We start from the raw sequence: 12196 nt of genomic DNA, 5'->3' as shown, positions 1-12196 counted from the left end.
TATGTTCAAAATTTAGGTTAATCATTACAGCTTCTTTCAATACATTTCCATTGGGTACCGTTGTACAGTTTAACACAGTTGTCCTGAATATCATAAACAAGCATTCCTTCTTTCGGTTCAGCAACTGCATCTCCTGGCTTAGGAGTCTGGTCTACATGCTGCACTCTGGTGATAACAAAGCCTTTAGTTTTCGATTCTAATGCAAGAAAACCATTAGGAATATTCTCAGGCCAGCTTTTGGCTTTCTGCTGTGTAGTGATTCCCATTTTCGTATAGCCATCAGGAGTTCCCGAAAGTCCGGGTTTTGTACAGTAATTATCTAATTCATGAACAATTTCATCCGCAAAACCACAGGCAAATTTGTCATCAGGAAGCCCGGCAGGCCAAAGACCCGGACATGAAGCCTGAGTAGCATTTGGTCCGCAGAAGCTGGCATTTCCGGGAGCAAGTCCTGTTACCGTATCCATTGCAATGGCTATAATCTGGCTGTCATTACTGAGTATGGAGCTTCCTCCTCCATTTACCTGGGCTTTGGCAATACAATAGGCTTTTCCCAAAGGAGCACCAACATAATTTATAAAAGGATAGGTAATGGACTGCTGGCTGAAAGTTCCGCATATTTCCACGACGCTGTATGTTCCCATATCAATGGTTGAAGTAGCTCCGGGAAATGTCCCCCAGAATGAAGGGTCTCCCTGAGAAACCGAACCGGTAAGGGAAAGGTAAGCTTTTGTTCCCAGTTTCACTTTTGAGTTCTTCTGGCTTCCGAAAATTCCTATGATGATTGATCCCTCAGATTTTACACTGGCAGCATCTCTGATCTCAAGGTTACCGTTTACCGTAACACCTTTTACAGTAAGCACTCCTCCAGGTTCAATAATAAGAAGTGTACCCTGTGGGATGGTTATATCATTAGCTAAAGTCAGGTTTCCGGTAAGACAGTAAGTCTGCCCGGGATTCATCGCCTGACCTGTGTAGGCTGTACATTGCGCGTTCGTAATACCGTAAAAAAGAACCATTAACAAGAAAATGAATTTCCCATTAATGGTGCTAAAATTTAAATTATTCATATGACTTTATAATAAATTAATATTTTTCACATAATTTAATGCGTTAAAAATAAAATTTTAGTTAGCCCTCTATTCAACAATTTACATACCAAAATTTTATTCAGAGTCTCATTTGAGCTCGAATTATTTAGGTCAAAAACACTTAATTAACGCAATAACAGGAAATTAAACACGTGTTTAAAAAAATAAAATTATTTTAAAAATTAAATCAGTGTTTGCCAATTCAGATTGATTTCTTTTTAACAGCATTTATAAAAAAGATGACCATCATGATATATCTTCTGAATTAAAATTTATTGTTTCAAATTTAGTTAAGCTGCCACTCAATTATATCCGTATTGAAAAGGCTTTCAAAAGTAATTAGATGACACAAATAAAATGTATAGAAATTAATTATAATGCACAGATTTCCCTTTATTACTGAATTTAAAGCAATAAATAATCCTTAAACATCACATCAAAGTGAGAAAAAATCCATTACAATAATAATATTTCATACTTTAGTGATAACTAAAACCATCAAAACTCAAATTTATGAAAACACCATTATTATCCATGAAAAGTGGCCTGGCAGCAGCTATGCTTTTTTTAGCAGGAATTGCTAATGCCCAGCAATGGCAAATTACCGGAAACGCTGGCATCACATCGGCAAATTATGCAGGCACAGTAGATCCGAGACCTTTTTTCCTGAGAACCAACGGAGCATCTGCCAATCCGGGGCAAGCTATCCTTAATGAAGCAGGTTCGTTTATCGTAGACGCTGTGAATAACTCCAATACCGCCAAAGTAAAAGGAAGTATCGTGACGGGAAGCTCCAATATTCTTGGAGGACTGGCCAGCAGTTCTATAGTAAGCGGCTGGGGAAATGATCTCGCCAACGGCGGAGGTGCCAACATCGTGAGCGGACAGGACAATGTGATCCTGAATAATTCAAGCAAGTCTGTGGCATTGGGCTGGAAAAATACTATCAGAAACCATAACCAGTTCGCATTAGGGGTAGGCATCGATCTTAAGGATGTATATTCCGGAGGATTCGGAATTGACCTGGCTGCTACCGGAAACCGTTCTTTCGTGATTGGGTCTGGAACCGGAGGAGTGAAACTGACGAATAATATTCCGCTGTCCATTATGTTTGGCTTATCTCCTACATCAACCATGCTGATCAAGGATCAAAGTGTCGGCATTCTTACACTCGCCCCTACCGCCAATTTCCACACGGTGGGAACGGTAAGGCATGAAAATCTGCCCACAGGAAGCGGCCGCGCCCTGGTTGTAGATACGAGTGGTAATGTAATGGTTTCGAATACGCCGCTCAACAAAACATCTTCGGCTTCAGATGAAACCATCCAGCAGCTGGAAGACCGCATTAAAAACCTTGAAAATACAGTAGAGGAACTGAAACAGCTTCTATTGAATAAAGGAGTTTCATCAACTGATCTTTCTTCTTCAGATGTTGCCCAACTCGCTCAAAATGTTCCCAATCCCACCAAAAACGGAACGAGCATCAGCTATTATCTTCCGAAAAGTATAAAAACAGCTTCTATTGAAGTATACAACATCACTGGCCAACTGGTGAAATCCCTCCCACTCCGTGAGAAAGGCAACGGAACGATCACCCTATCAGGTTCAGATCTGCAATCCGGAACATATGTATATACCATGATGACAGACGGAAAAGTGACGGGTTCTAAAAAAATGGTTATCCGGGATTAAATTCTTGATATTATATTTTCAAAAAAACGGCTGAAGAGGATTCTTCAGCTGTTTTTCTGATTCAATCCATTTTTCCGAAGAAAAGAATATTATTTTTTGGATTTAAGGATTTTCACCTCCCGTTTCAGGGAATCTATCTGTTCTTTTAGAATTTTAATGTACTCTTGTTGGTTTTCTAATATGTATTCTGGGATGTTTCATGAAAGCACCTGAATTAGTTGAAGTATTACCAAGCCTGGAGAAGAAAAAATTAGTGGTGGAAATGAGGAAAAAACTAATTTCAGAATTGCTTCTGTAATATATTGACTCCACCAATCTTTTAATCTTTACTAAAGATTTTATATTTACAACCCCCTCTTCCCCACCATCCAATACGCCTGCGACCTGATACACTTCCCATCCACTCCTTTCGCCTTAAGAAACTTCCGGATCACAGACATGGTATTTCCGTTTCCTGTAAGATAAAAAACCGCTTCATTATTGTAAACGGCTTGTTTTTCTTCTTTTAAAAAATCGTTTAAAGCTTCCATGATGTTCTGAATGTCGTTTTTAGGAGCGTGATAGCCGTACAGTTCCAATTTTTTCAAAACAGAGGAATCTTCCAGCTCATGAAGGCATACAAATGCACCGCCGATCTCTTCCGCTGCTTCTTTGATGGACAGAGAGCTTCCCAGCGAAGTTGCATCCCCTATGGAAAAATGGATTTCTGCATTGGGTTCAAAAAAGCGTTTCCCTCTTGGCATCAGTATTTTTGTAGTTTCGCCTGGTGAAAGACGGCTTGCAAAACGGCTTCCTACAGCATCCGTATCATGAAGATGGAAAATCACATCAAAAGTTCCTGCGTTCTTATTAAAACTGAAGGGTGAATAATTACGGTAATCCCTTTCGTTGACTCTTATTCCTATAGCGTAAGCCGGTTCAAAAGGAACATCTTCCAGATCAGAAGTAAAACGGATAAGGCGGAGATCTTTTGAAACAGCTTCTGTATGGGTAACGGTGCATTCTTTAAATTTTGAGGACATGACATTTTCTAATGTGTCATTCATCCATTTTGGTAGGCTTGGCATAAATAATTTTTAATGCAAAGGAAGCTTCAAAATGAATGCAGACCGATAGCCGTATCAGGGTATTAGTTGGACAATTCGTGGGTTACTTCCTGTTCCGGTATTTGTTCCGGAATTCTGTCGGCGGGCAGCCTTCAACTTTAGAAAATAAGCGGGAAAAGTAGGCATGATCGCTGTAGCCCAGCTCATACGCAATTTCTTTTACACTAAGTTGAGTGAAGGATAAAAGTCTTTTGGCTTCTATCAAAACTTCCTGATGGATCCAGTGCTGGGCAGATTTACCTGTTACCTCACGAATAACCTCAGTCAGATAGCCGGGTGAAATATTCAAAAGCCCGGCATAGGCTGATGGACTTTTCAGGGTTTTAAACTCTTTTCTTACCAGAATCCTGAACTTTCTGGTCAATTGAACGACACGGTTTTCACTGGATGCTCCTGCATGATTTCCGCCTAAAAAGATAAGGACATACAAGCCTGTAAAAGCACTGATTAATGACTGAACAACAAGAAATCCTTCTTTAGTAGCCAGCATTTCTTCCGTACAGGACATCTGAAGCAACCCGGCACAGGCATTGAGCTTTTCAACCCAGCTATCATCAGCAGGTACCGGCTGTACATCTACTAAAGTTTCTTCAAAAACCGATCTTGCAGCATCGGGTAACAGGTCTGCTTTCACGGCAATAAACCATCCGGTGACCTTTTCCATTAAAATTCCCTGATGAACCTGACCGGGCAGCAAAAAGAAAACAGCAGCATCCCGGGCTTCTATGATCTTGAAATCAACCATCATCTTAGCCCTTCCACTTTCCAGAAATGTAAAAATATAATGGCTGTCCCGGTGAATTCCTTTATCAAAAAGGTTATCTATGGTGCTCATCGTCCGCTTTTCAATTCTTTCGATCAGGATACCATGCCGGGTAATACTGTTTAAATCATAAGTGGGAATGGTCTGTTTCATACTTTGGAATCAGTTATTGATACGACATTTACAGCAATAAGCTATATACCCGCTTATTTAGCCTTCGACAAAGCCATTTTTACAGCTAAATAAGTAAGTACGCCCGCCATAAACCATTTCTGAATCTTTACCCAAAATGGATTACCCGCAAAAAATGCGGCCACCTTTGCAGCTGTGAGTACGATGATAAAATTAACGCTGAAGCTTACAAAAACCTGGACAATTCCCAGTTCAAAGCTTTGCAATAAAACAGAACCATATTCAGGTTTTATGAATTGCGGGAAAAAGGACAGGTAAAATACAGCGACTTTCGGGTTCAGTGCGCTGGTGAGGAAGCCAACGCTAAAAAGCTTTTTGGTGCCATCATGCGGGCTGTTTTTATCTACTTCAAATATATTTTTACTCTTAGGTTTTATTGCCTGGTACGCTAAATACAGAAGATAAACGGTTCCAAGTGTTTTCAGAACGGTATAAGCAACCGGAACTGCCAGTAATACCGCTGTAAGCCCGAAAGATACCATGACAATATGAAACATAAAACCACATACTACTCCTGCCAGAGAAATCAGTCCGGATTTTTTTCCCTGTGTAATTGATTTTGAAATGAGGTAGATCATATTAGGCCCGGGACTTATCACTAAAACAAGGGCAGCCAGAACAAAGAATAAAAGTTCGTGAAGTGGAATCATTTTTTATGCAGTTATTTATTAAACAGTCTGTGCGGAAAATAAGGTACCCGGATTCGGAAAATACTCATTGAACAAATATATTTAATTTCATTCACAGTCTGTATAAAGTGATACTCATTTTTATCTGCAGTGATCATTTAACATTAAGATGACAATCAAAATATAAGCCTGGTTGTGGTATTTTGTTATTTTTGTATTCCCGGAACAGGGATTTTCTACCTTTTCAGGATGACCATACCAAAAACTATGAACCGAAATCAATTGCTGCCTGTTAACTATACAGGAAAAAAGACCATAAAGAGATCAATTCAGTCTCAAAATACCTTCCCTCCTCTTCAGGCTATTCAGGAACCCATCTGCCATAAAAGATTGAGAAATTCTTATTCCGGTTTTAGTATCTGGTAGAATATTTTTTTCAACTTCTGTAATATTGCTTGAATTTTTACGTTTGACAGTAAACCATGAACTATTACCTAACACTAAAAGTTTTACCCGTCTAATTCCTTTTTCTGCAATTAGCTTTAACATCACTCAAACTAAACATACTATTTGACAGGATTTCTACTACATTAAAATTTAAACTCAATGCAAAAATTGTTTTTTAAAACTGCCGTCACCGCCGCTGTAGTCTGTTTCAGCTCCATGGCGCTGGCGCAGCAGAAATACTCGGTAAGTGGTACTGTGAAGGATCATAAGAACGGAGAGCTGCTGATCGGGGTTACTGTAAAAGTAAGTGAAGATCCGTCTGTTTCTGTGGTTGCCAACGAATATGGCTTTTATTCCCTATCACTTCCCGAAGGAAGTTATACGCTGATCGTTTCCTATCCGGGTTACCGTGATTTTGAGCTGCCGGTAAAGGTGGAACAGAATACCAAGCTGGATCTGCCACTCGATCAGGAAGAAAAAGGAGATGAAAAAGTGGGGAAAATTGATGAAGTCGTTATTTCAGGGATTAAAAAGGATAAAAACCTTACCTCGGCCCAGATGGGAACTGAAACTTTAAGCATCAAAAATATAGAAAAACTGCCGGTTTTGTTCGGGGAAAAGGATGTGATGAAAACGATACAGCTTTTACCGGGAATCAAAAGCAATGGTGAAGGAAGCAGCGGATTCAGCGTAAGAGGCGGTGCTACGGATCAGAACCTGATCTTACTGGATGAAGCACCTGTTTATAATGCTTCGCACTTATTAGGTTTCTTCAGTACCTTCAACAGTGATGCACTGAAAGATGCCAGCATTATTAAAGGAAACAGTCCTGCCCAGTACGGGGGCCGTCTTTCTTCTGTGATGGATGTTAAAATGAAAGACGGAAATAATAAGGATTATAATGTGAATGGAGGAATTGGACTGATCAGCAGCAGATTGAGTGTGGAAGGCCCTATTCAGAAGGAAAAATCTTCATTCATTGTTTCCGGAAGAAGGACCTATGCCGATCTGTTTCTTAAGACGAGTGATGATTATAAGGACAGTAAGCTTTATTTCTACGATTTGAATTTGAAAGCCAATTATCAGATTAATGAGAACAACCGTCTTTATTTATCCGGATATTTCGGAAGAGATGTCCTGGGACTAGGTGATACCTTCTCAACAGATTGGGGAAATACAACGGCAACACTCCGATGGAACAGTATTATCAGCAGTAAGCTGTTTTCCAATACTTCATTAATTTACAGCAATTACAATTATAAAATCAGCCTGAAAAGCAATGATAATACGTTTGGCCTTGATTCCCAGATCGAGGACTGGAACCTTAAGCAGGATTTCACGTGGTTTGCCGGAAATAAGCATTCGGTGCGTTTCGGGCTTCAGTCTATTCACCATACGATCACGCCAAGCAGTGCTTCCGGTACGAGTGTGAGCAGCTTTCCGAGAAACCCGAGAAAATCATGGGAAAATGCGGTGTATATCAATGATGATTTTAAAGCCTCAGATAAATTAACCGTAAATTATGGTTTAAGGCTTTCTACCTTCAGCATTTTGGGTGGTGACACGTATAATACCTATGATAATGGAGTGATTACGGACAGCAGATTTTTGGAAAAAGGCAAATTCGGGAAAACATACTTTAATCTTGAACCGAGAATTACCGCCAATTACCGCATCAATGAGGTAAGCAGCATCAAGGCCGGATATTCCCGCAACACACAGAATCTGCACCTTCTGAGCAACAGCAGCAGCGGAAATCCTACAGACCAGTGGATAGGGAGCAGCTACAGCGTAAAGCCGGAAATAGCCGATCAGATCAGTGCCGGATACAGCAGAAATTTCAATCATAACAATTATGAACTGAACGCTGAGATTTATTACAAATCCATGCAAAACCAGATCGACTTTAAAAATGGTGCGCAGATTACCTTTGATACGGCAGCAGATGTAGAAAGTGAATTGCTGTATGGTAAAGGAAGAGCCTACGGACTGGAACTGATCGCCAAGAAGAAAAGCGGAAGATTGACAGGATGGATTTCTTATACGTTGTCTAAAACAGAAAGAAAAATAAACGGAATCAATGATAATGAGTGGTATAATGCCAGAATGGACAAAACCCACGATCTATCTATTGTCGCCACTTATGAACTGAATAAGAAATGGTCTTTATCCGGATTATTCCTTTACAGCACAGGGAATGCCGTTACCTTCCCTACTGCCAAATATGAGCTGAACGGGCAGACTATTTTTCAGTACAGCAGCAGGAATGCAGACCGTATGCCTGCCTACCACAGAATGGATCTGAGCGCTACCTATGAACCGGAATCTACCAAGCGTTTCAAAGGATCATGGTCATTCGGTATTTATAATCTCTACGGCAGGGAAAATGCCTATACCATTACGTTTGAAGACAATCCGAACAATCCTGGAACAACGCGCGCTATGCAGACTTCCCTTTTCCGTTGGGTACCCAATATCACTTATAATTTCAAATTTTAGATCATGAAGAATATCATTTTTATCATATTATCGCTGTTTTTACTAACTTCCTGTGAAAAAGAGATCGATCTTGATCTGGATGACAAGAGTGGAAACATCGTCATAGAAGGCAATATAACAAACCAGCCGGGACCCTATATTGTAAGAATCACAAAATCTGTAGCTTTTACACAAAACAATCAATATCCTGCGGTTACTGATGCACAGGTTGTTGTAAGTGATAATACAGGTCAAACAGAAACTTTACAGTATGTAGGGGACGGCAAATATATAACCACAGCTTTTACCGGAGTGACCGGGAGAACCTATACCCTGAGAATACAGGCTGAAGGAAAGCAGTATACGGCTCAAAGTACCATGCCTGAAGTTGTCAGCTTTGATGGCCTGACGCAGGATTCGTTTACCTTCGGAAGCGAAACCACCTATACCCTTTTACCTGTTTTCACCGACCCCGCGGTATTAGGGAACCGTTATCTTTTCAATTTTACCATCAATAACATGACGAAAAAGACATTTGAGGTATTTTCAGATAATGTAAATAACGGAATGGTCAACCAAAGACCTTTGTTTCTCCCGAATGAGGATAATGATGATGACCCTACGGATCATAAGGTAGTGCCCGGGGATACTGTTTATGTAGAAATGCAGTCCATTGATCATAATATATTCACCTATTATTCTGCTCTTCTTCAGATTTCAGGGGATGGCGGGCCCGGCGGAGGCGTTACCCCTTCCAATCCTCCAAGTAATATTAACAATGGGGCTTTGGGTTATTTCTCAGCACATACGGTACAGAAAAAAAGTATTGTCATTCAATAAATTATAATCATCAAGCTATATAAAAAGGCTATTCCTAATAATTTGGAGTAGCCTTTTTTATCACTCTGCTAAAATTATTCTTCTACAGTTTATCTGAATTGTTTTATCAGAATTCATGTTTACAGGATTGGTTAAAAATAATTCACAAACAACTAATAAACAACACATTACCATCAATAAGTATTTCTACTGACGATAATATTTGGTTATTTACACGCTAAAATCCGGTTCTTTTTCTTCGTTCCTTTGAGTTGTTCAATAAGTAATTACAAACACCAACCAAAAAACAAAACAATGGAAACAATTCAAATTACACAGACCGAAGTGGGTTTCAAAGATCCGTTCGAACGCGTTATTTCAACCTCAAAAGCAGGAGGAGAATCCAAAGAGTCTTATTCTATCGAGGTAGCAGGAGAAGGACAGCTTACAGGGCTTTCCTATAGTGTACCACCATTCACTCAGGGAAGAATCACAGCTTCTCTTCAGGTATCTGCCATGTCCAGCCAGGATGTGAAAAATCTGAATGACCTGGCCATGAGCATGCTGAGTGCCAGCTATAAAGAAGAAGTTAAAGAGTACGAAAAAACATCGGCAAGTGCCAATTTATCCGTTTGGACTTGGTTCTTCGGTGGCGGTGGCGCTTCTGCTTCTTATGAAAAAACAAAAGAATCTATGAAATCCAAAGGGCTTACAGAGGCTCAGATCACTACATTAATGGATGCTTTTCTTGAAAAGGCAAAGCAGATGTCTACTGTAAATATTGACTTTTACGTGAATAATTCGGCCAATGACTTTGCTGTTTCGGGGGACCTGTATCTGTATACGGTTTCAGGAACCATCAAAACTGAAAAAGGAACGGCACAGTACCGTATGCTGGCTGATCAGGCTTCTGCAGGCGGACCTCCTCCTTCTGGCGGCGGTGCTCCTTCTTCGGGAACCATTAAACTGAACTAACATTAAGTTTTAAGTTTATTGAGATGATTAAAGTTCGGAACGGTGATGCCGTTCCGAATTTTGATACAATGATTATTTATCTATTCTATTTAGCCTGAGTTCCGGATAAGATATTTCTGTTTTTAATAAGCTAAGGAAGCCTGAAGCCTGAAGAGAAAAGTTTTTGAGGTCATAAAAAATAATTATATATCAGTTTTTATTAATTTTCTTAAGACTAATTAATTCAATTTTAAGAAACATCAGTCCAATAATAACTTCAAACCTCCCACTTCCAGCTTCCAGCACATTAATCTTTTCTTAACCCGAACTCCTATTTATCAATCCAATAAAACCACCAAATCATGAAACTAAGTAAAGAAGAACTGGCCCTGCACGATGAAATGGCCAAAAGACTCCCTGAACTCGTTGAAGAGTATTTTAAAAGACCCGAGATCACTTCTTTAGGGGTCTCTTTGAAAACAGTGAACGATCAACTGATCCCAAGCCTTAGCTATACGTTCGGAGTAAAAAAGAAACTGCCTTTAGCCAAAGTCAGCAATCCAATTCCGGCTATCCTTTTTGGCTATCCTACAGACGTTGTGGAGTTTGAAATTCAGCCTAATAATTTAGCAGCTCCGGATTCAGTTTTGGCAGCAAGAAATGAAAAAACAGATCCGCTTATCGGCGGGGTAAGCATTTCGGCTAACGGGGAACTGATGCAGAACGGAAGGGAAGTCGCCGGAAACGGGACGTTGGGCGTCATGGTAAATAAAACAGGGGACGATAATCCTTATTTAATAACGTGTGCCCATGTACTGGCAGGAACGACCACAGAACTGGATTCGGATGTGTGCCAGCAGTCTAAATGGGAAACAACCCTGAATTACTGTCACAATTGTGCGTCCCTGAAGAGTTATTACCATGAAAATGTTACATTTAAACGTAATTCAGCAACGATCAGTGCATGGCTGGACTGTGCTATTGCAAGAAAGGGATGGTTCAGATACGCCACAATAGGAAAAGTATACGGTGTGGGAAATATCATTGGGGGATTTTCTGATATCAACCCTGAACTTATTGGTGAGGAAGTGATGAAAAGCGGCATTGCAACAGAAGTCACCACCGGGGAAGTAACAAGTATTACCACTTCGCTGAAAGCCAGAAACTTTAACGGTACAGAAGTGACAGCCAATAATATGATTATGGTAAAGGGTAACTCAGGATCTTTTTCTGCTTCAGGAGATTCCGGGTCTGCCGTTTTTACAACTAATGGCTCCCTGATGATCGGTGTGCTTACAGGCGCTGGGCTTACCAGCGGCTTAACTTCCGTTTCTGCGGCTGATGCTATTTTAAGCCAGTGGTCGGATTTGAGTTTTTAAATTCAAAAAAAGATCAGTCCACAAACTTTATTTACAAACAAAAAAGACAGAATGGTATCCTAATTTTATAGGTAACCATTCTGTCTGATTTTTTTTAAGTTTAAGAAACTATATTCCTAAGAAGTAGGCCATTCTGCTTTGTAAGAAGAATTACCTAAGTCAATCTGCTCTGCACTTACGATGAAGCTGATGTACATACTGTTTTCATCTACTGCATTGAAATCTACTTCGTGCTGAATTACATATCCGTTCTCCCATTTCAGAGTAGTCAGTGTTCCTTCTTCATGAGATTTGTTGAACGTTACTTCTCCGGTTGTAGGCTTGTATTTTCCGTTCAGAAGACTTTCCAGAATATCTGATTTTTCTGTAGCTTCCACTGTGATTTTGATAAGCGCATTAGAAGGATCTGATGCCACTCTACCTGATACGTCCGTAGAACGTGATACACTGTAGTGAAGTTTTAGCAGTTTCTGCCCTTCTCCACCATTGAATTTTAAGATTCCTCTTGAATTTCTTTCTGCCATGATTTGTAAATTAATGGTTAATATTTTGTGATCTGATGTTATTCTAATTCACCAAATATAGAAGTAGTTGCGGTATAAAAAGGGCTTTTTATGATTTATCTGAGAAAGTGTAGTAGTAGTAC

Annotated in this window: 11 protein-coding genes; 6 read left to right on the top strand and 5 right to left on the bottom strand. The window is 39.9% G+C overall.

The genetic code is table 11. The features are described 5' to 3' along the window. Positions 1–17 precede the first annotated feature (17 nt). Positions 18–1070: a hypothetical protein gene (locus tag V6R96_RS05770; RefSeq protein ID WP_336378280.1), complete on the bottom strand. Its 1053-nt coding sequence runs from the start codon at positions 1068–1070 to the stop codon at positions 18–20. A gap of 534 nt (positions 1071–1604) precedes the next feature. Between V6R96_RS05770 and V6R96_RS05765 the strand changes: the two genes are divergently transcribed. Continuing rightward, positions 1605–2783 carry a T9SS type A sorting domain-containing protein gene (locus V6R96_RS05765; protein WP_336378279.1) on the top strand — a complete coding sequence of 393 codons (1179 nt, stop codon included), beginning with the start codon at positions 1605–1607 and terminating at the stop codon, positions 2781–2783. 344 nt (positions 2784–3127) lie between these two features. Here the strand turns inward: V6R96_RS05765 and V6R96_RS05760 are convergent, their stop codons facing one another. The 3 genes from V6R96_RS05760 to V6R96_RS05750 form a co-directional block, all read right to left on the bottom strand. Next, positions 3128–3850 carry a siderophore-interacting protein gene (locus V6R96_RS05760; RefSeq protein WP_336378278.1) on the bottom strand — a complete coding sequence of 241 codons (723 nt, stop codon included), beginning with the start codon at positions 3848–3850 and terminating at the stop codon, positions 3128–3130. Positions 3851–3932: 82 nt separating this feature from the next. Continuing rightward, positions 3933–4805: an AraC family transcriptional regulator gene (locus V6R96_RS05755; protein ID WP_336378277.1), complete on the bottom strand. Its 873-nt coding sequence runs from the start codon at positions 4803–4805 to the stop codon at positions 3933–3935. A gap of 53 nt (positions 4806–4858) precedes the next feature. Further along, positions 4859–5494 (bottom strand): LysE family translocator, encoded by a 636-nt coding sequence (locus V6R96_RS05750; RefSeq protein WP_111954469.1) that lies wholly within the window; start codon positions 5492–5494, stop codon positions 4859–4861. A gap of 246 nt (positions 5495–5740) precedes the next feature. On the opposite strand from V6R96_RS05750, the gene V6R96_RS05745 reads away from it, so the two are divergent. The 5 genes from V6R96_RS05745 (at position 5741) to V6R96_RS05725 (ending at position 11550) form a co-directional block, all read left to right on the top strand. Further along, the gene (locus tag V6R96_RS05745; RefSeq protein WP_336378276.1) at positions 5741–5899 is read left to right on the top strand and encodes a hypothetical protein; all 159 of its coding nucleotides are present in this window, start codon (positions 5741–5743) and stop codon (positions 5897–5899) included. A 180-nt stretch (positions 5900–6079) separates the two neighbouring features. Then, the gene (locus V6R96_RS05740) at positions 6080–8419 is read left to right on the top strand and encodes a TonB-dependent receptor (RefSeq protein ID WP_336378275.1); all 2340 of its coding nucleotides are present in this window, start codon (positions 6080–6082) and stop codon (positions 8417–8419) included. 3 nt (positions 8420–8422) lie between these two features. Next, the gene (locus V6R96_RS05735) at positions 8423–9238 is read left to right on the top strand and encodes a DUF4249 domain-containing protein (RefSeq protein ID WP_223558998.1); all 816 of its coding nucleotides are present in this window, start codon (positions 8423–8425) and stop codon (positions 9236–9238) included. A gap of 294 nt (positions 9239–9532) precedes the next feature. Next, on the top strand, positions 9533–10192 hold the full coding sequence (locus V6R96_RS05730; RefSeq protein WP_111954463.1) for a hypothetical protein: 660 nt from the start codon (positions 9533–9535) through the stop codon (positions 10190–10192). Positions 10193–10533: 341 nt separating this feature from the next. Then, positions 10534–11550 (top strand): hypothetical protein, encoded by a 1017-nt coding sequence (locus tag V6R96_RS05725; RefSeq protein ID WP_336378274.1) that lies wholly within the window; start codon positions 10534–10536, stop codon positions 11548–11550. A gap of 116 nt (positions 11551–11666) precedes the next feature. On the opposite strand, the gene tssD is transcribed toward V6R96_RS05725, so the two are convergent. Then, positions 11667–12074, bottom strand: a complete 408-nt coding sequence (gene tssD, locus V6R96_RS05720; RefSeq protein WP_111954459.1) for a type VI secretion system tube protein TssD — start codon at positions 12072–12074, stop codon at positions 11667–11669. Between the last annotated feature and the right edge of the window lie 122 nt (positions 12075–12196).

The sequence above is a fragment of the Chryseobacterium sp. CCNWLW53 genome (assembly GCF_037083525.1).
Taxonomy (GTDB): Bacteria; Bacteroidota; Bacteroidia; order Flavobacteriales; family Weeksellaceae; genus Chryseobacterium; species Chryseobacterium lathyri.
The sequence above is the reverse complement of the archived record's forward strand: the minus strand, read 5'-3'. Positions and strand labels throughout refer to the sequence as shown.